This is a genomic window from Novilysobacter selenitireducens, from assembly GCF_020026895.1.
GTDB lineage: Bacteria > Pseudomonadota > Gammaproteobacteria > Xanthomonadales > Xanthomonadaceae > Lysobacter_C > Lysobacter_C selenitireducens.
Map to the genome: position 1 here is coordinate 67,898 of NZ_JAINZW010000002.1, position 21,891 is coordinate 89,788.

Consider the following 21,891-nt stretch of genomic DNA (forward strand, 5'->3'; position numbering starts at 1 on the left):
CGCCCTGCGGGCGGCGATGCCGTCCGTGCAGCAGTACACCGGGGCCGCGTTGCGGCCCCGCGTTTTTCAATGGTCCGGGTCGAGTTGGGCCCGTTGGGCCCGGGTCGTGCATCCAGGGCGATCGCAGCCGGTGGGCCGCGCCTCACCCGGCACGTGCACCACCGCCAACCTGTTTTCTTCCGGTCGATGCGCCCCCGTCGGCGCCGACCGCAGTCGGAGTTCTCCATGTCGAAGCGTCGCGTCGTCGTCACCGGTCTGGGCATCGTGTCACCGCTGGGCAATGACCTGGCCACCAGTTGGGACGGCATCGTCAATGGCCGGTCCGGCATCGGCCCGATCACCCATTTCGACCCCTCGGCGTTCACCACGCGCATCGCCGGTGAAGTGCGCGACTTCGACATCGGCAAGTGGGTGTCGCCCAAGGACGCGCGCAAGATGGAGGAGTTCATCCATTACGGCGTGGCCGCCTCGCTGATGGCGATGGAGGATGCCGGCCTGACGGTGGACGATTCCAACGCCGAGCGCATCGGCGCGCTGATTGGCTCGGGGATCGGCGGCCTGCTGGGCATCGAGGAGCAGACGATCAAGTTCCACGAAGGCGGCCCGCGCAAGATCTCGCCGTTCTACGTGCCCAGCACGATCATCAACATGCTGCCCGGCCAGGTCTCGCTGCTGACCGGCATCAAGGGCCCCAATTTCTCGGCCGTGTCGGCGTGCGCCACGTCCAACCATTCCATCGGCATGGCGATGCGGATGATCCAGTACGGCGATGCCGACGTGATGATAGCCGGCGGTGCCGAGCGCGGTTCGTCGCCGACGTCGGTGGGCGGCTTCTGCGCCATGAAGGCGATGTCCACCCGCAACGACGACCCGATCCGCGCCAGCCGGCCCTGGGACAAGGACCGCGACGGCTTCGTGCTGGGCGACGGTGCCGGCATCCTGGTGCTGGAGGAGTACGAGTACGCCAAGGCGCGCGGCGCGCGCATCTACTGCGAGTTGGCCGGCTTCGGCGCCAGTTCCGATGCGTTCCACATGACCGCGCCCAGCGAGGACGGCGAAGGCCCGGCCCGCTGCATGGTCGCCGCGCTCAAGGATGCCGGCGTGGGCGTCGACGCCGTCGGCTACCTCAACGCGCACGGCACCTCCACGCCGTTGGGCGACGTGGCCGAGACGCGGGCGATCAAGCGTGCGCTGGGTGACCACGCCTACAAGACGATGGTCAGCTCGACCAAGTCGATGACCGGCCACCTGCTGGGCGCGGCCGGCGGCGCCGAGGCGATCTTCTCGGTGATGGCGCTGCACGAGGGCATCATCCCGCCCACGATCAACCTGGAAACGCCGGGCGAAGGCTGCGACCTGGACTACGTGCCCAACGAGGCCCGCCAGGCCAAGGTCGATGTCGCGGTGTCCAATGGCTTTGGCTTCGGCGGCACCAACGGCACGCTGGTGTTCAAGCGGATCTGATCGACCGCCAGCGGCATTCGCGTGCACGCGGGTTCGCATCCGGGCCGAACCTGCCGGCATGCTCGAAGGCGCCGCAATCGAACCTGCCGTTGACCGCACACGGGTGCGGGCGGCTGTCGGCGCGATGATGAGAACACCATGCTCCTGACCCGCGCGCTTCCGTCGTCCATCGACCTGCTCGACCTGCACCGCCAGGCACCGCAGCGCTACCCACTGTTGCTGGAGTCCAGCGCACACGGCACGGCGCAGGGCCGGTGGGACCTGCTGCTGATGGCCGGCCACGAGAGCCTCCGGCTCGATCGCGACGGCATGACGCGCAACCAGGACGGCGACGTAGTTGAAGGCGACTTCCTGCACGCCCTGGACACCGCATGGCAGCGCGAGCGAACCGACCGCGACGAGCCGCGCTGGCCGTTCCGGGGCGGCTGGGCATTACTGCTGGGCTATGAGCTGGCCGGGCAGGTCGAGCCAGTCCTGAACCTGCCGGATGCGCGCGGCGCGCTGCCCGTGGCCCTGGCCGTTCGCTGCCATGCCGCCGTGCTGCGCGACCATGCGACAGGCGAATGCATCGCCGTCGCCGAGCCGGGGCACGCACCGCTGCTCGACAGCATCGAGTACGACTGCGCGAAGCGTCCACCCGCCATGCCCGAATGGCAGGCACCGTCGCGGATCAGCGAGGACGACCCCGGCCGCTACCTGTCGGGCGTGCGCCGCGTGCTGGACTATTTGGCGGCGGGTGACGTGTTCCAGGCCAACCTGTCGCGCGCCTGGCACGCGACGTTCGAGCGGGAGCTGGAACCGGCCGCACTCTTCGCGCGACTGCGGCACAACAACCCGGCGCCGTTCGCCGGCATCTTCGAAACGGCCGAGGGCGCTGTGGTCAGCGCATCCCCCGAGCGGCTGGTGTCGGTACGGGGTGACCTCGTCGAAACCCGTCCCATTGCAGGCACTCGCTCGCGAACGGCGGGCGACGACGATGTCGCGCGGGTGCAGGAGCTGGTCGGCCACCCCAAGGAGCGCGCCGAGCACGTCATGCTGATCGACCTGGAGCGCAACGACCTGGGACGCGTGTGCGTGCCGGGCAGCGTCGAGGTCGACGAGCTGATGACGGTGGAGAGCTATGCCCACGTCCACCACATCGTCAGCAACGTGCGCGGTCGGCTGAATCCCGGGACCACACCGGGCGACGTGATACGCGCGACGTTCCCGGGGGGCACCATCACCGGTTGTCCCAAGGTGCGCTGCATGCAGATCATCGCCGAGCTGGAAGGCACCGGCCGCGGCGCCTACACCGGCGCGATGGGCTGGCTGAACCGCGATGGCGACCTCGACCTCAACATCCTGATCCGAAGCGCGGAACTGGAGCCGGCCGGTAAGGGCAGCGTGCTGCGCTTCCGGACGGGGGCGGGGATCGTGGCCGACTCCGACCCGGCGCGCGAGCTCGACGAGACACGCGCCAAGGCGCGCGGCATGTTGCGCGCACTGGGCGTGGAGGGGTGAACGTGCGGGTGCTGGTAGACGGCATGGAAGGTGGCACGGTCGCGGCCGGCGACCGTGGTCTGGCCTACGGCGACGGCCTGTTCGAGACGATGCGCGCGCACGCAGGCACGGTGCCGTGGTGGCCCGCGCATTGGCGCCGCCTGCTGCACGGCGCCCAGCGGCTGCGTATTCCGGTGCCCGCCGAGGCGGACGTGGTTCAACACGTCACCGCCTTGCTGCAGGGCGGCGATGGCGTCGTCAAATTGCTGCTCACACGGGGCGCCGGCGGCCGTGGCTACACACCGCCGCCCGAGCCCGCGCCGACCTGCATCGTGTCGCGCCACCCCGTGCCGGTGGCTACGCCGGGTGGACTCAAGCTGCGCTGGTGCGATACCCGCCTGGCCGAGCAGCCCATGCTGGCCGGCATCAAGCACTGCAACCGGTTGGAGCAGGTGCTGGCCCGCCTGGAATGGACGGCGCCCGGTTGCCCGATGCCGGACGCGGACGACGGCCTGATGCGCGCGACCTCCGGCGACGTGGTGTGCGCCACGTCAGCCAACGTCTTTGCCTTGATCGATGGCCAGTGGCGCACACCGCCCGTCGACGTCTGCGGCGTTGCGGGCGTCTGCCGCGAATGGGCACTGGCGCGGCTCGACGCCCGCACCGAGACCTTGTCGCCACAGCACGTTGAAAGTGCCGAGGCGGTTTTCCTGTGCAACGCGGTGCGGGGTATCCTGCCGGTCGCCCGGCTCGGCGATCGCACGTGGTCGCCACATCCACGCGTGGCGGCCGCACGCCGCGCCCTGGCCCTCGACCATCCCGCCTTTGCCGCTCCCCCGGAGACGCCGTGACCCGACCCCGCAAGCGCCGTTTCGGCTTCGTGTTCCTGCTGTTGCTGGTGGCCGCCGTGGCGGCCGCCTTCGTGTTGTGGCAGCGGTATGCCGGCTTCACCGACGCGCCGATGGCGGGTTTTGAAGAGGGCGCCAGCGTGGTGGTGGAGTCGGGCGACTCGCTGCCGGTAGTCGTGCGCAAGCTGCGCGAAGCCGGCGTCACGAAGGGTGAGGAGATCGAATGGCGCGTGCTGGCGCGCGAACTCGGCGCCGATGGCCGCCTGCACGTGGGCGAATACGCGCTGGCACCAGGCACCACGCCGCGCGAACTGCTGACGGCCATGCGCGAGGGGCGGGTGATCAACCACCGGTTCACCATCGTCGAAGGCTGGAACATCCGCGAACTGCGCGCCGCGCTCGCCAAGGCCAAGCCGCTGGAGCAGGAGGGCGCCGAGCTCGATGACGCCGCGCTGATGGCCCGGCTCGGCCATGCGGGCCAGCATCCGGAAGGCCGCTTCCTGCCCGAGACCTACCTGTACACGCGTGGCGACAGCGACCTGGACGTCCTGGCCCGGGCCCACGCGGCCATGGCCAAGGCACTGGCTGCAGCGTGGGAGTCCCGTGAGGCCGACAGCGTCCTCAAGACCCCCGACGAAATGCTGACCCTGGCGTCGATCGTCGAGAAGGAAACCGGCATCGCCGAGGAACGTCCGCAGATCGCCGGCGTGTTCGAGCGCCGCCTGCGCATCGGCATGCGCCTGCAGACCGACCCCACCGTCATCTACGGCATCGGGCCCGGCTACGACGGCAACATCCGCCGCCGCGACCTCGAGACGGACACGCCCTACAACACGTACACCCGCGACGGCCTGCCGCCCACGCCCATTGCCATGCCCGGGGTGGATGCGTTGGCCGCGGTTGCCGACCCGGCCGATGGCGATGCGCTGTACTTCGTGGCCGTGGGCGATGGCAGCGGACGACACGTGTTCTCCAGTTCGCTGGCCGAACACAACGCCGCCGTGTCCCGCTACGTGCAGCGTTACCGCGAGGCGCAGCGTGCGCCGCAGTCGGCCCGGGAAACGCAGTGACGCTGGTTCGCCAGCCGCGCCTGGTCACGCTCGAGGGCGGCGAGGGCGCCGGCAAGTCCACCGTGCTGGCGGCGCTGCGCGACACGCTGGCCTCCGCCGGGCACGAGGTGGTGTGCACGCGCGAACCCGGTGGTACGCCGCTGGCCGAACAGATCCGCGACCTGTTGCTCGACCCGCGCCATGAACCGCCCGCGCAGGAAACCGAACTGCTGCTGATGTTCGCCGCCCGCGCGCAGCACGTGCGCGAGACCGTGCTGCCTGCGCTCGCACGCGGCGCCTGGGTGCTCAGCGACCGGTTTACCGATGCCAGCTACGCCTACCAGGGCGGCGCGCGGGGCGGCGACGTGCAGTTCATTGCCGAACTCGAGCGGCGCGTCGTGGGCATCGAGCCCGGCCTGACGCTGCTGCTGGACGTCCCGGTGCAGGTCGGGCTGTCGCGCATGCGCGGGCGCGGCGACGCCGACCGGATCGAGTCCGAACGCGAGGACTTCTTCGAGCGCGTGCGCACGGCCTACCTCGGCCGGGCGCAGGCCCATCCGGAGCGCTTTCGTTTGATCGACGCCTCGCAGGCGCTGGAGGTGGTGGCTGCAACCGCGGTCGGGCACCTTCAGGAACACCTGGAGAGTGCGCGGTGATGCCCACCACGCTCGCGCCGTGGCAGCAGCGGATCCACGACCAGGCCGCCGCCGCGCTGGACGCCGGCCGCCTCGGACATGGCCTGCTGTTCTGCGGCCCTGCGCAACTGGGCAAGCGCGCGGTGGCCGAGCGCCTGGCCGCGCGTCTGCTGTGCGACGCCACCGACACGCCTCGACCCTGCGGCGCCTGCCGCGGATGCCGGCTGCTGGCGTCGGGCGCGCATCCGGACTACCGAGTCGTCTCGTTCATCCCGACAAAGGACGGCGCGCGGCTTCGCACGGAAATCGTGATCGAGCAGATCCGCCAACTATCGGAGCAACTCTCGCTCACGCCGCAGTACGGCGGCGCACAGGTGGTGATCATCGACCCGGCCGACGCGGTCAACCATGCCGCCTGCAACGCGCTTCTGAAGACGCTGGAGGAGCCCGTGCCCGGCCGGTTCCTCTGGCTGGTCAGCGCCAATCCGGCCCGGCTGCCTGCGACGATCCGGAGCCGCTGCCAGCGGCTGGAGTTCCGCCTGCCGCCGCGCGATGAGGCCCTGCAATGGCTGCAGGCGCAGGGACATCCCGCCGGTGCGGCCGAAGAGGCGCTGGACGCCGCGCGAGGCCATCCGGGCCAGGCCGACGACTGGCTCCGCGGCGAAGGCATGGCGTTGCGGCGCGAGGTGGGGAGCGATCTCGATGCGATAGCGCAGGGCAAGCGAACGCCCCTGGAAACCGCGCAGCGCTGGACCGCCGACGAGCACGCCGCGCTGCGGCTGCGCCATGCGGCCGACCTGGCCGTGGCGCGGGCGGGCGAGCGCTTGACCGACCCGGCGCGGACGCGCAGTCTGGCGGCCTGGTTCGATCAGGCGAACCGGACCTGCGACCTGCTGCGCACCACGGTGCGCGCGGACCTGGCGGTGGTGGAATTGCTGATGGCCTGGCGCGCCGGCGCCGCGCGGCCGGACGCGAAGGCGCGCCACGACGGCGCACGTTGAAGGCTACGGGGGCGGGATGATGGCGGCAGCAGGCGGTGCAAGGCAGGGCATCCTGACCTTGGCGATCAAGGACAAGGCGGCGCTGTACAGCGCCTACATGCCGTACCTGAAGCACGGCGGCATCTTCGTCGCCACGCCCAAGCGCTACTTCCTCGGCGACGAAGTCTTCCTGCTGCTGACCCTGCCCGAATCCAGCGAGCGCATGCCGGTCGCGGCCAAGGTCGTGTGGGTCACCCCGGTCGGCGCCCAGGGCAACCGCCCGGCCGGCATCGGCGTGCAGTTCAACGAGAGCGCCGAAGGCGAGGCGGTGAAAGGCAAGATCGAGGCCCTGCTCGCCGGTACGCTCAACTCGGACCGTGCCACGCACACGATGTAGCGGCACGCGTCGCGCAGAAAAAAGCCCCGCATAGAGCGGGGCTTTTTCATGACTGCGGATCGGAATGTCAGGCCGGGGCGTCGGCACCTTGGGCGGTGCGCAGGGCCGGATTGTCCCAACCCGGCCGCGGCGCAAAGCGATCGCCATGATGCGCCTGCAGCTGCGTTAGCTTCTGCAGCAGGGCATCGACACCGGTTTCGCGGATGTACTGGATCGGGCCACCGCGGAACGGCGCGAAGCCGGTGCCGAAGATCACGCCGGCATCCAGCAGGTCCGCGTCCTCGACCACGCCGTCGTGCAGGCAGGCCACCGCCTCGTTGAGCAGCGGCAGGACCAGTCGATCCTCGAGGTCGGACGGCGGCTGGTAGTCCTTGGGCAGTTCGGGCTTGACCGCCTTGCCGTTCTCCCATTTGTACAGGCCCTGGCCGTCCTTCTTGCCGCGCTTGCCGGCCTCGGCGCCGCCGGCCAGCGCCTGCGGCAGCGGCAGGCCCAGGAACGGCGCCAGCTCCTCGCCAACACCCGCCGCCACGTCCAGGCCCACCGTGTCGATCAGTTCGATCGGCCCCATCGGCATGCCGAAGCGCACCGCGGCCGTGTCGATCGCCGCACCCGGGATACCTTCCGAATAGGCGGTGGCGGCTTCCAGCATGTAGGGGAACAGCACGCGGTTGACGAGGAAGCCGGGCGTTCCGGCCACCGGGACCGGCAGCTTGTCGATCGCCTTGCAGAACGCCGCCAGGCGCTGCTCGGTGGCAGGGGCCATCGCATCGTGGCGGATGATCTCCACCAGCGGCATCAGCGCGACCGGGTTGAAGTAGTGCAGGCCAGCGAACTGGGCCGGGCGGCGGATGTGTTCGCGCAGCTCGGTCAACGGGATCGACGAGGTGTTGGTCGACAGTAGCGCATCGTCCTTCATCGCCGGCTCGACCTGCGCGTACAGGTCGCGCTTGGCCTGGGCCTGCTCGATGATGGCTTCGATCACCAGGTCCGCCCGGGCCACGCCGTCGCCGGCGAGGTCATCCTTCAGGCGCGCGGCCACCTGTGGCCGCTTGGTTTCGTCCTTCACCTTTTTGGTGAACAGCTCGCCCGCGCGTTCCAGCGCCTTGTCGATGTAGCGCTGCTCGCGGTCGGCGAGCGTGACCTCGAAGCCCTTGTAGGCCGACCACGCCGCGATGTCGCCCCCCATCACACCGGCGCCGATGACATGCACGTGTGTGATGCCGTGGTCGCCGCTGCCCTGGGCCTTGAGGCGCTCCTGCAGGAAGAACACGCGGATCAGGTTGCGCGCGGTCGGCGTGGAGGCCAGTCGCACCACGGCCTTGCGCTCGGCGGCCAGGCGCGACTGCACGCCACCACCGGCACGCGACCAGCTGTTGATTAGGGCATACGGGGCCGGGTAGTGCTCCTTGCGCGCCTTGCGGGCGACCTGCTTGGCCAGCATCGGCGCCAGCAGCCGGCGGGCGGGCAGGGTATTGGTCAGCCAACCCAGCAAGCGCTGCCTGAAGGGCCGTTGCGTGCCATTGAGGGCTAGGGCGGCCGCGGCATCAATCAGCTGATCGACCGGTACCACCTTGTCGACAAGCCCGTTGGAGCGGGCGGCCTTCGCGCTCAGGCTGCGCCCGGTCAGCATCATGTCGAACGCCGCCGGCGCGCCGATCAGGCGCGGCAGGCGCACGCTGCCACCCCAGCCGGGGAATATGCCCAGCTTTACTTCCGGCAGCCCGATCCGGGTGGACGGGTCATCGCTGGCGACGCGGTAACGGCAGGCCAGCGCCATCTCGGTGCCACCGCCCATGCAGAAGCCGTGGATCGCCGCGACGGTGGGGAAGGGCAATTCCGCCAGCCGCTGGAACACCTGTTGGCCGCGATGGATGGCGTCGCCGACGGTGCCCTTCTGGTCGAGGGCCTGGAATTCCTTGATGTCGGCGCCGGCCACGAAACCCTTGTCCTTGCCCGAGCGCACGACCAGTGCCTTGGGCGGGTCCAGGGCCAGCCGCTCCAGGAGGGCGTCCAGCTCGATCAGCACGTCCTGCGAGAACGTGTTGACCGAGGCGCCTTCGCGGTCGAAGGACAGGACCAGCACGCCGTCGGCGCGCGTCTGGGTGTGCCAGTGGCGGGCACGGAGCCCGTCGAAGGCGGGTAGCGCGTCGCGCCCTGCGGTCATCGCGGCACCATCCGTTCACGTATGGGGAGGGCCGCTATCATCCGGGCGTTGTTTCGACGGCGTCAAATCGGGTGCAGGTGCCGCAACGTGTTGCGGACCGGCCCGCGCGACCCCACGTGTTCAGGCAGAGCCCGCGGGTCGGAACTTTTCCCCGGCGGGGGGGTCACATCGTTCGGCCAACGCCGAGCAGACAGGAGTGCCGGCACGGCATGGCCGAAAAAGACGTTGCACAGGCATCCGCCGACGAGTTCGACCAGGAGTTGGTGCGGCGCGTCCAGCGCGGCGACAGCTCGGCCTTCGATGCGCTGGTTCGCCGTTACCAGCATCGGATCGTCGGGTTGATCGGGCGCTACGTGTCCGATTGGAGCGAATGCCAGGACGTGGCCCAGGAAACGTTCATCCGCGCCTACCGCGCGATGGGCAATTTCCGGGGCGATTCCCAGTTCTATACATGGTTGCACCGCATCGCAGTGAACACCGCCAAGAACTACCTCGTTGCCCAGAACCGGCGCCCGCCCGCGGCGGACATCGATGCGGGCGATGCCGAGCAGTACGACGCTGGCATGCGGCTGCGCGACACCGATACCCCGGAGCGCGAGCTGCTGCGCCAGGAGATCGAGCGCACGGTGATGGAAACCGTGGAAGGCCTGCCGGAAGACCTGCGCACGGCCATCACGCTGCGCGAAGTCGACGGCATGAGTTACGACGAAATTGCCGAGCGCATGGGCTGCCCGATCGGCACGGTGCGCTCGCGCATCTTCCGCGCCCGCGATGCGATCGATGCACGCCTGCGTCCGTTGCTGGACAACGAGGACGCGACCCGATGAAACCCGACGCTGCAAGCCGCCGTCACGTTCCAACCCTCCACGAGCCGCTGATCCAGGAGTTCCCGTGCCGATGACACCGCACCAGCCCAACGACGACCGCGAGACCCTCTCGGCCCTGTTCGATGGCGAGTTGCGTGGCGACGCCGCGCGCTTCGCGCTCAAGCGGCTGGACCACGACAGTGCATGGGGCCAAGCCGTGGGCCGCTGGCAGCTGGCAGGCGACGTCCTGCGCGGCCGGGCGGAGGCGATGGCGCCGGCGGATTTCGCGCAGCGGGTCGGTGATGCCCTGGCCGCCGAGGCCCGGATGGATGCCGCGCCTGCTGTGGCTTCGGGCACGGGCAGCTCGCGCCGCGGCCTGGGTGGATGGATGCCCGGTGCGGCATTGGCGGCGTCCGTGGCGGTCGCCGCTTTCCTCGTCGCGCGGCCCTTGGACGATCCCGCGCGCCCGCTCGAGACGGCCGCGCCCACCGTCGTTTCCGCGCCGGCACCGGCGGACCTCCGCGCACCGCAAGTGGCCAATACCGGCACGGACGCAGGCGCGGCACCGGCTGCGGCGCTTGCTGGCGCGGCCGTCATCGCTGCGGCCGAGCGTCCCCGCCGGGCGGCGCAGCGGCAACTTGCAGCGGCGCCCGCGCGTGATACGAGCGCGCCCGAAGCGGCCGGCCTCGACGACGCCGCGCCCTTGGCGGGGACCCGCGATGCGCCCCAGGTTGCCGCGGCACCGGTGGACGATGCGCCGCGGGCCGACCCGTTCCAGCCTCGCGCCGCCGAGTTCGGTGCCCGGCCATGGCCGCGCGCGGTGCTGACGGACTACCGTGCGGGCGGCGCGATGACGGCCAGTTACGGCGCGTCGACGTCCGCATCGGCGCCGTCGTTCTATCCATTCGTGCCTCGTACGGATGACGGCGCGGGCCCTCAGTCGCCGGCACCTGCCAATGCCGGCGTAGCAGCCGACACCGCGCCGCCCACGCCGCCGTCCCCCTGACGCGCTTGCCACATCCGTTGCAGCAGGATGCAACCGTCCCGGCCCGCCCGGGCCACGGTCCCGCGCAGCACCCATTCTCGATCGACACCTTCCGGAGGCCGATTCCATGAACCGACCGCTTCGTACCCTTGCCCTGACCGGGCTGCTGGTGGCTGCGATACCCGTGGCCTGCACTGCCCAGGCGCCCGATGAAACCCGCCGGGCGCAGGGCAGCGAAAAGCCGATCGCGCCGCCGCCGTCGTCCCAGCCCTCGCGTCCGCTGGTCACCGGCTTGCCGGACTTCACGTCGCTGGTGGAGCGCGTCGGCCCGGCGGTGGTGAACGTCAGCGCCGAAATCGCGCCGCGCACCGCGCGCGGTGGTGCGCCCGGGCAGGAGCAGATCCCCGAGATCTTCCGCCGGTTCTTCGGGCCGGGCGTTCCGTTCCCCGAAGCGCCAGAGGGACGCGGCGGCGTGTCGCAGGGCACTGGCTTCCTCATTTCCGACGATGGCTACCTGCTGACCAACCACCATGTGGTGGACGGCGCCGACACCGTCCAGGTCCGCCTCTCGGACCGTCGCGAATTCACCGCCGAGGTAGTCGGCAGCGACGAGGAGTCCGATGTCGCCCTGCTCAAGATCGATGCCGACGGGTTGCCGTTCCTGCGCCTTGCCGATGCACGCCGGACCCAGGCCGGCCAGTGGGTGATCGCGATCGGCTCGCCCTTCGGGCTCGAGCATTCGGTGACCGCCGGCATCGTCAGTGCGGTGGGACGCAGCAATCCGTACGCCGGCCAGCAGTACGTGCCGTTCATCCAGACCGACGTGGCGATCAACCGGGGCAACTCGGGCGGCCCGCTGCTCAATACCAGCGGCGAAGTGGTCGGCATCAATTCGCAGATCTTCTCCAACTCCGGCGGCTACATGGGCGTGAGCTTCGCGATCCCGATCGACGTCGCCATGAACGCCGCCGAGCAGTTGCGCGACAGCGGACGCGTCAGCCGCGGCCTGCTGGGCGTCAACGTGCAGCAGGTGACCGCCGAGCATGCGCGTGCGCTGGGCCTGCCGGTTGCCGAAGGTGCGCTCGTGGCGGGCATCGAACCCGGCAGCGCGGCCGACAAGGCCGGCATCGAGCGGATGGACGTGATTACCGCGGTCGATGGACGGGAGGTCAGCGTGTCCAGCGACCTGCCGCCGCTGATCGGCCTGAAGGCGCCGGGCGACCGCGTCGAGGTGACGCTGCTGCGCAACGGGCGCGAGATGGCGATCGACGTGGTGCTGGGCGAACTGCCCGGAGCGGTGGCGGCGTCCAACGACGGAAGCACTCCCAGGCGCCAAGCCGATACCGAGCCGGCCAATGCCATCGGCGTCATCCCGCAGGACCTGAGCGCCCAGCAGCGGCGCCAGCTGGGTCTGGACGCCGGCGAGGGCGTCCGCATCGTGTCGGTGCAGCCCGGCCCGGCGCGTGAGGCGGGCCTTCAGGCAGGCGATGTCGTGCTGTCGGTGGGCCGGACGTCCGTCGCCAGCGCCGCCGACCTCAACCGGCAACTGGCAGGCCTGGACGCAGGTGAAACCGTGATGCTGCTGGTGCGCCGGGGCGCGGGCACGCAGTACGTGGCGGTGACGGCCGGCAGCTGAGGCTGGCTTGACACACGGCACGCGTCTCCCCGCTACAGGGGCGGGCGCGTGCCGTGTGCGATAATCGCCCGTTGATTTTCCTGGCCCATCCCTTTCTGGCCTAACGGGCCCCGGTCGCGTCCCCGCATGCAGCAGATCCGCAACTTTTCCATCATCGCCCACGTCGACCACGGCAAGTCGACCCTGGCCGACCGCATCATCCACCTGTGCGGCGGCCTGACGACGCGCGAAATGGAAGCGCAGGTCCTGGACTCCAATCCGATCGAGCGCGAGCGCGGCATCACCATCAAGTCCCAGTCCGTGTCGCTGCCGTACACCGCGCGCGACGGGCAGACGTACTTCCTCAACTTCATCGACACCCCCGGGCACGTCGACTTCAGCTACGAGGTCAGCCGCTCGCTGGCCGCGTGCGAGGGCGCGCTGCTGGTGGTCGACGCCGCGCAGGGCGTGGAAGCGCAGTCGGTCGCCAACTGCTACACCGCGGTGGAGCAGGGCCTGGAAGTGGTGCCGGTGCTCAACAAGATCGACCTGCCCACGGCCGACATCGATCGGGCCAAGGCCGAGATCGAGGCCGTCATCGGCATCGATGCATCCGATGCGGTCGCCGTCAGTGCCAAGACCGGGCTGAACGTCGAGGACGTGCTGGAGGCGATCGTCACCCGCATCCCGCCGCCCAAGCCGCGCGATACCGACAAGCTGCAGGCGTTGATCATCGACTCGTGGTTCGACAACTACCTGGGCGTGGTGATGCTCGTGCGCATCATGCAGGGCGAGATCAAGCCGGGCGACAAGCTGAAGGTGATGTCCACCGGCCGCAGCCACCAGGTCGACAACGTCGGCGTGTTCACCCCAAAGCGCAAGGAACTGCAGCGCTTGGGGCCGGGCGAGGTGGGCTGGGTCAACGCCAGCATCAAGGATGTCCACGGTGCCCCCGTCGGCGACACGCTGACGCTCGCCGCGGACCCGGCCGAGAAGCCGCTTCCCGGCTTCCAGGAGATGCAGCCGCGCGTCTTCGCCGGCCTGTTCCCGGTCGATGCCGACGACTACCCGGACCTGCGCGAAGCGCTGGAGAAGCTGCGCCTCAACGATGCCGCGCTGCGCTTCGAGCCCGAATCGTCCGAGGCCATGGGCTTCGGTTTCCGCTGCGGGTTCCTTGGCATGCTGCACATGGAAATCGTGCAGGAACGCCTTGAGCGTGAGTACGACCTCAACCTGATCACCACCGCGCCGACGGTGGTGTACGAAGTGCTCAAGACCGACGACACCATCGTGTCGATGGACAACCCGGCCAAGCTGCCGCCGGTGAACCAGGTCGAGGAGATCCGTGAGCCGATCATCCGCGCCAACATCCTCACGCCGCCGGATTACGTCGGCAACGTGATCACCCTGTGCGAGGAAAAGCGAGGCAGCCAGATCGGCATCACCTACATGGGCAGCCAGGTGCAGATCAGCTACGAGCTGCCGATGGCCGAAGTGGTGCTGGACTTCTTCGACCGGCTCAAGTCGGTGAGCCGTGGCTACGCCTCGCTGGACTACCACTTCCTGCGTTTCCAGGCTGGACCGTTCGTGCGCGTGGACACGCTGATCAACGGAGACAAGGTCGATGCGCTGAGCATCATCACGCACCGCAGCCACGCCGACCGGCGCGGTCGCGACCTGACCGAGAAGATGAAGGAGTTGATCCCGCGGCAGATGTTCGACGTGGCCATCCAGGCCGCAATCGGCTCGCAGGTCATCGCCCGCAGCACGGTCAAGGCGATGCGCAAGAACGTGCTGGCCAAGTGCTACGGTGGCGACATCACCCGCAAGAAGAAGCTCCTCGAGAAGCAGAAAGAGGGCAAGAAGCGGATGAAGCAGGTCGGCCGCGTGGAGATCCCGCAGGAAGCGTTCCTGGCCGTGCTGACCGTGGACAACAAGTAACGCAATGGGGAGCAGACGTTCGTGACCTGCCGGTGCCGTGAAATCGGCGCCTCATGCCGAAGGGCGGCCGACGCGCCGCGCCGGCCATGACCTGCAGCACGTCCGATACCCCGTCACCATCGAAATACTGCGTCTGCGTCTGCGTCTCCCGCCTGTTCGCCCCCCGCAACCCGCTGCCCCATTCCCGGATCCAAAGGACCCCCGATGCGCTGGTTTGAAATCGCCCTGGTGGTGCTCACTTTCGCCACCGGCATCATCTGGTTGCTGGACACCCTTTTCTTCGCCAAGCGCCGCGCCGCCGCCGCCACCTTGCTGGACGACGGCAAGGAACCGGTGCTGGTCGACTACTCCAAGGCCTTTTTCCCGGTGCTGCTGGTGGTGTTGCTGCTGCGCAGCTTCATCGCCGAACCCTTCCGCATCCCGTCCAACTCGATGATGCCCACGCTGCTGACGGGCGATTTCATCCTCGTCAACAAATTCACCTACGGGCTGCGCCTGCCGATCAACAACCACAAGGTCGTCGCGCTGGGCGAGCCTGAGCGCGGCGACGTGGTGGTGTTCCGGCCGCCGCACCACCCCGACCAGGACTGGATCAAGCGCGTGATGGGCCTGCCGGGCGACCGCATCGCCTACCGCGACAACACCGTCTACGTAAACGGCGAGCCGCTGGCGTACGAAAGCGTCGGGGTGTATTCGGGCACCGGCAACGGCACCGAGATGACCGGGGCGGAAGAGCTGCGCGAGCAGCTGCAGGGTCGCTCCCATACCGTGCTGGAGCGGACCAACCTGCCGTTCATGGACCAGGGCGAAGGCGAGTGGGTCGTGCCGCCGGGCCACTATTTCGTGATGGGCGACAATCGTGATAATAGCGAGGACAGCCGATACTGGGGCTTCCTCCCGGAGTCCAACCTCAGGGGCAAGGCGTTCCTGATCTGGATGCATTTCGACGGGGGCTTCGACTTCTCGCGGATCGGCAGCAGCATTCCGTGAGGCCGGTCGCCAGGTAACACCCATGCCGCGGGGCAGGCGGCGCATCGCTAGGGGGATTTCCATGAAAGGCACGATGAAACGCACGCAACGCGGCATGACCCTGATCAGCTTCATCATCGTGCTGGCGGTGGTCGGCGTGTTCGTCTACATGGGCATGAAGCTGATTCCGATGTACTCGGAGTACTACGCGGTAAAGCGTGCGCTGGCGGCACTGAAGGCCGATCCCGGTGCGGCCAACTCCGACCCGGCGCGAATTCGTGACCTGTTTTTCCGCAAGCTCTACGTCAGCTATGCCGACAACGTGAAGCGCGACCACCTGAAGATCGAGCGTCGCGATTCGGGCTACCTGATGACGGTCGACTACGAAATCCGCAAGCCGCTGATCTACAACCTGGACATCGTCGGCAAGTTCCACGCCGAGGAGCAGTTGCGCCGCGGCGGCGGGCTGGACTGAGGCCGGTTTGACCGAAATCGGCCACCCGTTCCGTGACCCGGGCCTGCTCGCGCAGGCCCTGACCCACCGCAGCGCGGGTGCTCCCCACAACGAGCGCCTGGAGTTCCTGGGCGACTCGCTCGTCAACCTGATTATTGCTGAAGCCCTCTACCAGCGCTGGCCGCAGGTGGACGAGGGCGCGTTGACGCGTGCCCGTGCCGAGCTGGTGCGCGAATCCGGGCTGGCGCCGATCGCACGCGACCTCGACCTGGGCTCCAGGCTCACGCTGGGGCCGGGCGAGATGAAGTCCGGCGGCCATCGCCGGGATTCGATCCTGGCCGACGCGCTGGAGGCGCTGGTCGCCGCGATCTACCTCGATGCGGGATTCGAAGCCTGCCGCGCCGCGGTGCTGCCGTGGTTCGAGCCGGCTATGGCCGCGCTGCCGCCGCCGCACAAGGTCGGCAAGGATGCCAAGACCCGGCTGCAGGAATGGCTGCAGGGTCGGCAGAAGCCGTTGCCGGTGTACGCGCTGCTGTCCGAGAGCGGCGAGGAGCACGCCAAGACGTTCCAGGTCAGCTGCACGTTGACCGAGCCCCATGTCGTGACCGAGGGGCAGGGCGGGTCGCGCAGGGCGGCCGAGCAGACCGCGGCGGAAGCGGCGTTGGCCGCGCTGGAAGCCCTTCGCGAGGCGCGCGCGGGCTGACCACCCCGGTCGGCGGTCCCGCGACCTACAATTACCGGATGCAAAACGCCTACCGCGCCGGCCACGTCGCCGTCATCGGCCGACCCAACGTCGGCAAGTCCACCCTGACCAATGCGCTGGTGGGGGCGAAGATCAGCATCGTCTCGCCCCGGCCGCAGACCACGCGCCACCGCCTGTTGGGCATCGCCACCTTCCCGGAAGGCCAGCTGGTGCTGGTCGATACTCCGGGCCTGCACCGCGACCAGGGCAAGTCAACCGCGACCGCCATGCACCGCTGGATGAACCGCGCGGCCCGCGGCGCGCTGGAAGGCGTGGACGTGGCCCTGCTGGTGGTGCGTGCCGGGCAATGGGACGAGGCCGACAGCTTCGCGTACGAGGCGCTCAGTGGCGCGGGCCTGCCCGTGGTGCTGGTCGTCAACCAGGTCGACCGGCTCAAGGACAAGACCGCGCTGCTGCCGTACCTGGCGCAGGTCAGCGAAGGTCGCGACTTCGCCGGCGTCCATCCGGTGTCGGCGCTCAAGCGCAACGGGCTCGAGGCGCTGGTCAAGACGGTGCTGCAGCACCTGCCCGAGCAGGACGCGCTGTACGGCGAAGACGAGATCACCGACAAGAGCCAGCGCTTCCTCGCCGGCGAGATGGTGCGCGAGCAGTTGATGCGCCAGCTGGGCGAGGAACTGCCGTACGCCACGACCGTTGAGATCGAGCGTTTCGAGGTCGACGGCCGCCTGTTGCGCATCGGCGCGGTGATCTGGGTGGAGCGCGACGGCCAGAAGGCGATCGTCATCGGCAAGGGCGGCGAGCGACTGCGTGAGATCGGTGCCAAGGCGCGCCAGCAGATGGAGCGCCTGTTCGACTCCAAGGTGTTCCTGGAAACCTGGGTGCGCGTGCGCGAGGGCTGGTCGGACGACGAGGCCGCGTTGCGCGCGTTCGGTTACCACGACTGAGGCGGAGCAGGGCCGATAGCGCTGCGCGGGCGACGGCATGACTGCGATCAAGGTCCAGAGCCACGCCCCAGTCCCCAGCCTCTAGCCCCTGGCGTCCAAGCCCCATGCGAATCACCGCCGAACCCGCCTTCGTGCTGCATGCGCGCCCGTGGCGCGAAACCAGCCTGCTGGTGGAGGTGCTGACGGCCACGCACGGCCGCCTTGGCGTACTGGCGCGCGGTGCCCAGGGGCCGAAGCGCCACGTCCTGCGCGCCGCATTGCAGCCCCTGCAATGGATCCGCCTGGACGCCGTGCAACGCGGCGAGCTGGCGCGGCTGGTCGCGGCCGAGGCGGTCGATGCGGCCCCGCGGCTGCTGGGCGAGGCGTTGCTCGCCGGCTTCTACCTCAACGAGCTGACCCTGCGCCTGGCGCCGCGGCAGGACCCCCAGCCCGACCTGTTCCACGCCTACGCGGTCGCACGCGAACGCCTGCGCGCCGACGAACCACTGGGCTGGACGCTGCGACGTTACGAGCGCGACCTGCTGGAGGCGTTGGGCGTCGGGTTCGACTGGCAAGTGGATGGCGACGGGATTGCGATCGATCCGGCGGCCCGCTATCGCCTGGACCCGGAACATGGCGCGCGCCGGTTGCTCAGCGACCGCGGCCAGGCCGATCGCGCCGGTGCTGCCACGGGTCGAGCGTTGCTGGCGATGGCCGCCGACACGCCTCCCGAGGCCGAGGACCAGGCCGGCCTGCGCCGCGCGCTGCGCTCGGTGCTGGAACACCACCTGGGTCCGCGCGGCCTGAAGTCGTGGGAGATGCTGGGCGACCTCGCGCGGGTCGGTCCACGGTCGAACGCCCCCGGATGAACCGCGGCGGGTCGGGCCGTGCCCTCACGGCTGCGCCGGCGTCTTTACCGTCCCGGTGAGGGCGGACTCGAACATCGTCCACGCCGCGGAACTGTCGGGACGCGACTCGAGGGCCTGCACCGCACACGCCAGCCGCCGCGCACCGACGAACCCGCAGCTGGCCCGCAGCTTGTGCAGGCTCCGCTGCATGTGGTCGTGGTCGCCCCGATGGAACGCGGCGCCGACATCGTCGTGGATGTGCGACAGCTCCTGCAGGAACAGGCCGCGCAATGTCTGCACGTGCGCCAGGTTGCCGTTGAGCGCCCGCGCCGCCGCCTCGTCGTCCCACACCGGCTCGCTACCGGGCTGTGCCCGTGCCGGCGGCGCGGCTTCCGGCGTGGCGGGCAGTCCAAGCAGCGCGCGCACCCGCCCGCGCATCGCGGGTGCGGGCAGCGGCTTGACCACGACCTCGGCAAACCCGGCGCGGCGCAGCGAGTCATGCAAGGACTCGTCACGGCTGGCGGTATGCGCCAGCACCGGCGTGTCCGGATGGAGTTTGCGCAGGCGCTGCAGCAGATCGATGCCCGAGCCGTCGGGCAGGTGCGCGTCCAGCAACCAGGCGTCGTAGCGCTGGCTGCGTGCCAGCGCCAGCGCGGCGGCCACGCCGTCGGCGCTGTCGACCTCGCACGGCACCGCATCCAGTGCCGCCGACAGGAATGCACGGCTGATGGGATCGTCCTCGACCAGCAGCACGCGTGGCAGTGCTTCAGCTGTCATCGGCCCGCCTTTCATCGTGAACAGGCAGCGCGACTGGGTATGCTCCCGCGGATGTCTCCGCCCGCGCCCGCGCCTTTCGTGCCGTGGATCCTACGCCTGCTGGCATGGGCCGTGGGAGTTTCGCTGCTGGCCGCCTGGTCGGGGCCGGCATCGGCGCGGGCCGCGACGGCGCGCATCGAGCGCGTCGAGACACCCGTGGCGACCCTGCAAGGCGTGCGCGTCCGGCTTGAGTGGCCGGCGGGCGCCGACCGGGGCCGGCTGCGGCTGCAGGCCGCGAGGCTGGACGCCCCCGACCTGGGCTACCGCTTCGCCAACATCGACTGGCAATGCCCGTTGCAGCGCACCGGCGAGGGCGGTTGGCAGTGCGATGGGCCGGCGCGAGGGGGCGGGGCACCGTTCCGGCTGGCCGTCAGCCTCGGGCCGGAGATGACGCGCGCCGCGCTCACGCGAGGGGGAGGCGGCGTCACCGTGACGCGCGACGCCGCCACGCCCGACCTCACGCGCGTGGATCTCACCCGGGTGCCGCTGGCGTGGACACAGGCGTTGCTCGACCAGGCTTGGCCCGAGGCGCGGCTGCAGGGCGGCCACGGCGACGCCCGGCTGGAGGTGCTGACCCCGCCCGGGCAACGGCTGCGCGTGCGTGGGCCCCTGGAACTGCACGACGCCGCGCTCGATACGCCCGATGGCCGCATCGCCGCCGAGGGCCTGGATGCCCGGCTGCAGCTGGACACCCGCTTCGGCGCCACCGACGAGGTCGAGCTGGACGGCCGGTTGCTGGCGGGTGAGCTGCTCTACGGCACGACCTACATCGCGCTGGATCGCCCGGTCGACCTGTCGCTGCAGGCGCGCAACGTCGATTCCAGTGGCTGGGCGATCCCGCGGCTGCGCTGGGATGACCCGGGGCGGCTGCGCGTGGAGGGCTCGCTTGCGTTCACCCCCGCGCTGGCGCTGCAGCAGGCAGACCTCAGCGTCGACGCGCCCGACCTGGCGGCCGCGGCCGCGGGCTACCTCACCGGTTGGCTCGGTCTGGCCGGCCTGTCCGACCTGCAATTGAGCGGACGCGCCCAAGCCGACGTAGTGGTGCACGAGGGCGCGCTGCGGCAGGCGCACCTGGCGCTGGCAGGCGTGCGCGTGGACGATCCGCGCGGGCGCTTCGCCTTCCAGGACCTTCGCGGCGACGTGCGCTTCTCCGCGACCACGCCCGTGTCGAGCGAACTGGCCTGGTCGGATGGCACGCTGTACGGCCTGGAATTCGGGGCGGCGCGGCTGCCGTTCACCAGCCGGGATGGCGTGTTGGCGCTGGAACAGGACGTACGCGTGGAAACGCTGGGCGGCGAGGCCCGCATCGAACAGCTGCGCCTGCGGCCGCCTGGCCCCGACGGGGGATTGGACATCACGTTCGGGCTCGCCCTGGATTCGCTCGATGTCGGCCAGCTCGCGCAGGCGCTGGGGTGGCCGGCCTTCACCGGCAGGCTGACCGGCCGCATCCCGCAGGCGCGCTACGCCAACGACCGGCTCGAATTCGATGGCGGGCTGGCGATGTCGTTGTTCGACGGCACCGTGCAGGTGTCGTCACTGGCGATGGAACGCCCGTTCGGCGTGGCACCGACGCTGTCGGCCGACATCGCCATCAACGACCTGGACCTGCAGTCGCTGACCGGCGTGTTCGGGTTCGGCGAGATCACCGGTGCACTGGACGGGCGCATCGATGGTCTGCGCCTGGTCGACTGGCAGCCGGTCGCGTTCGACGCCTCGCTGTACACCGACCGCAAGCGCGGCGTGCGCCAGCGCATTTCCCAGCGCGCGGTGCAGGACCTGTCGAGCGTCGGCGATCCCAGCTTCGCCAGCACGCTGCAGGCGCAACTGATCGGGCTGTTCGACGACTTCGGTTATGCGCGCATCGGCATCGCCTGCCGCCTGGCCGACGAGGTGTGCGAGATGGATGGGCTCGGTTCAGCCGGCGCAGGCGCCATGCAGAATCGAGGCTTTATCATCGTGCAGGGTTCGGGCCTGCCGCGGTTGACGGTGGTGGGTTACAACCGATGGGTCGACTGGCCCACGCTGGTGGAGCGGTTGGCCGCCGTGGGGTCGGGCGAAATCAAGCCGGTTGTCGAGTGACCGGCACAACTGGAGAAAGACATGCGACGTTGGATGGGATTGCCGGTGGCCGCCGTGGTGTTGAGTGCGTGCGTGACGATCAACGTCTACTTCCCGGCCGCCGAGGCGCGTGAAGCGGCGCGCGAGTTCGTGGAGAAGGTGATCGACGACGAGCGCGAAGCTGCCCCGGTCGAAGGCGAGGGTGGCGGTGCGCAGGGCGGGCTGGCGGCCGTATCGCTGCCGCGCATCGACCTGTGGGCGCTGGCCGGCATCGGCACCGCGCACGCGCAGAGCCCGGACATCACCATCAAGACGCCTGCCATCCAGGCGATCCAGGCGCGCATGAAGCAACGCTTCGACGCCCAACTGCGCGCCGGCTTCGACGCAGGTGCGCTGGGCTTCGCCGCCGACGGCACCATCGTCGTGCGCGATGCGGGCCAGCTGCCGCTTAAGGACCGCGTCGCCATCAACCAGGCCGTCGCCGACGACAACCGCGACCGCAAGGCGGTGTATCGCGAGGTCGCCGTGGCCAACGGGCATCCCGAGTGGGAAGGCCGTATCCGCGAGGTGTTCGCCAGGCAGTGGGTCGACAGCGCGCGTTCGGGCTGGTGGTACCAGTCCGGCGGGAGCTGGAAGCAGAAGTAACGCGCCCGACCCGGTCGCATTGACGAAGGCCCGCACTGCGGGCCTTCGCTTTTTCAGGGCGCAGCGCCTGTCGTCGGCTTCGGGCGCGCATGCCGCGCCATCCCGCTGCCAC

General features: G+C 69.8%; 20 protein-coding genes. 18 read left to right on the forward strand and 2 right to left on the reverse strand.

The window, feature by feature from the left end; all coding sequences use genetic code 11:
- Positions 1-225 precede the first annotated feature (225 nt).
- The 7 genes from fabF (at position 226) to K6753_RS04155 (ending at position 6,852) form a co-directional block, all read left to right on the forward strand.
- Positions 226-1,464 (forward strand): beta-ketoacyl-ACP synthase II, encoded by a 1,239-nt coding sequence (fabF, locus tag K6753_RS04125; RefSeq protein WP_223674921.1) that lies wholly within the window; start codon positions 226-228, stop codon positions 1,462-1,464.
- Positions 1,465-1,602: 138 nt separating this feature from the next.
- Entirely contained in the window at positions 1,603-2,964 is a 1,362-nt protein-coding gene (locus K6753_RS04130; RefSeq protein WP_223674922.1) for an aminodeoxychorismate synthase component I, read from the forward strand.
- 2 nt (positions 2,965-2,966) lie between these two features.
- Positions 2,967-3,794: an aminodeoxychorismate lyase gene (pabC, locus tag K6753_RS04135; RefSeq protein ID WP_223674923.1), complete on the forward strand. Its 828-nt coding sequence runs from the start codon at positions 2,967-2,969 to the stop codon at positions 3,792-3,794.
- Complete coding sequence (gene mltG / locus K6753_RS04140; RefSeq protein ID WP_223674924.1) at positions 3,791-4,861, forward strand: endolytic transglycosylase MltG; 1,071 nt, start codon at positions 3,791-3,793, stop codon at positions 4,859-4,861. Before pabC ends, mltG begins: the two co-directional genes overlap by 4 nt.
- Complete coding sequence (gene tmk / locus K6753_RS04145; RefSeq protein WP_223674925.1) at positions 4,858-5,496, forward strand: dTMP kinase; 639 nt, start codon at positions 4,858-4,860, stop codon at positions 5,494-5,496. The genes mltG and tmk overlap by 4 nt, the downstream gene beginning before the upstream one ends.
- Positions 5,496-6,476, forward strand: coding sequence for a DNA polymerase III subunit delta' (locus K6753_RS04150; protein WP_223674926.1), 981 nt, complete (start codon positions 5,496-5,498; stop codon positions 6,474-6,476). Before tmk ends, K6753_RS04150 begins: the two co-directional genes overlap by 1 nt.
- Positions 6,477-6,495: 19 nt before the next feature.
- Positions 6,496-6,852, forward strand: coding sequence for a PilZ domain-containing protein (locus K6753_RS04155; RefSeq protein ID WP_223674927.1), 357 nt, complete (start codon positions 6,496-6,498; stop codon positions 6,850-6,852).
- Positions 6,853-6,919: 67 nt separating this feature from the next.
- On the opposite strand, the gene K6753_RS04160 is transcribed toward K6753_RS04155, so the two are convergent.
- Positions 6,920-9,016: a 3-hydroxyacyl-CoA dehydrogenase NAD-binding domain-containing protein gene (locus K6753_RS04160; protein WP_223674928.1), complete on the reverse strand. Its 2,097-nt coding sequence runs from the start codon at positions 9,014-9,016 to the stop codon at positions 6,920-6,922.
- A 209-nt stretch (positions 9,017-9,225) separates the two neighbouring features.
- On the opposite strand from K6753_RS04160, the gene rpoE reads away from it, so the two are divergent.
- From rpoE to recO, 9 genes are all read left to right on the forward strand, one after another.
- Positions 9,226-9,843 (forward strand): RNA polymerase sigma factor RpoE, encoded by a 618-nt coding sequence (gene rpoE, locus K6753_RS04165; RefSeq protein WP_223674929.1) that lies wholly within the window; start codon positions 9,226-9,228, stop codon positions 9,841-9,843.
- A 70-nt stretch (positions 9,844-9,913) separates the two neighbouring features.
- Positions 9,914-10,828 (forward strand): RseA family anti-sigma factor, encoded by a 915-nt coding sequence (locus K6753_RS04170; RefSeq protein ID WP_223674930.1) that lies wholly within the window; start codon positions 9,914-9,916, stop codon positions 10,826-10,828.
- A 106-nt stretch (positions 10,829-10,934) separates the two neighbouring features.
- A complete protein-coding gene (locus K6753_RS04175; RefSeq protein WP_223674931.1) occupies positions 10,935-12,443 on the forward strand; it encodes a DegQ family serine endoprotease in 1,509 nt (502 codons plus the stop codon).
- A gap of 126 nt (positions 12,444-12,569) precedes the next feature.
- Positions 12,570-14,363 carry a translation elongation factor 4 gene (gene lepA / locus K6753_RS04180; protein WP_223674932.1) on the forward strand — a complete coding sequence of 598 codons (1,794 nt, stop codon included), beginning with the start codon at positions 12,570-12,572 and terminating at the stop codon, positions 14,361-14,363.
- A gap of 204 nt (positions 14,364-14,567) precedes the next feature.
- On the forward strand, positions 14,568-15,353 hold the full coding sequence (lepB, locus tag K6753_RS04185) for a signal peptidase I (RefSeq protein ID WP_223674933.1): 786 nt from the start codon (positions 14,568-14,570) through the stop codon (positions 15,351-15,353).
- Positions 15,354-15,426: 73 nt separating this feature from the next.
- A complete protein-coding gene (locus K6753_RS04190; RefSeq protein WP_223674934.1) occupies positions 15,427-15,807 on the forward strand; it encodes a DUF4845 domain-containing protein in 381 nt (126 codons plus the stop codon).
- Between the two features lie 7 nt (positions 15,808-15,814).
- Positions 15,815-16,489, forward strand: a complete 675-nt coding sequence (rnc, locus tag K6753_RS04195; RefSeq protein WP_223674935.1) for a ribonuclease III — start codon at positions 15,815-15,817, stop codon at positions 16,487-16,489.
- A 38-nt stretch (positions 16,490-16,527) separates the two neighbouring features.
- Entirely contained in the window at positions 16,528-17,433 is a 906-nt protein-coding gene (gene era, locus K6753_RS04200) for a GTPase Era (RefSeq protein ID WP_223674936.1), read from the forward strand.
- 104 nt (positions 17,434-17,537) lie between these two features.
- A complete protein-coding gene (gene recO, locus K6753_RS04205; RefSeq protein WP_223674937.1) occupies positions 17,538-18,281 on the forward strand; it encodes a DNA repair protein RecO in 744 nt (247 codons plus the stop codon).
- Between the two features lie 24 nt (positions 18,282-18,305).
- On the opposite strand, the gene K6753_RS04210 is transcribed toward recO, so the two are convergent.
- Positions 18,306-19,037: an Hpt domain-containing response regulator gene (locus K6753_RS04210; protein ID WP_223674938.1), complete on the reverse strand. Its 732-nt coding sequence runs from the start codon at positions 19,035-19,037 to the stop codon at positions 18,306-18,308.
- A 78-nt stretch (positions 19,038-19,115) separates the two neighbouring features.
- Between K6753_RS04210 and K6753_RS04215 the strand changes: the two genes are divergently transcribed.
- Both K6753_RS04215 and K6753_RS04220 read left to right on the forward strand, forming a co-directional pair.
- Positions 19,116-21,155 (forward strand): YdbH domain-containing protein, encoded by a 2,040-nt coding sequence (locus tag K6753_RS04215; RefSeq protein WP_223674939.1) that lies wholly within the window; start codon positions 19,116-19,118, stop codon positions 21,153-21,155.
- 21 nt (positions 21,156-21,176) lie between these two features.
- On the forward strand, positions 21,177-21,779 hold the full coding sequence (locus tag K6753_RS04220; RefSeq protein WP_223674940.1) for a DUF1318 domain-containing protein: 603 nt from the start codon (positions 21,177-21,179) through the stop codon (positions 21,777-21,779).
- Positions 21,780-21,891 lie beyond the last annotated feature (112 nt).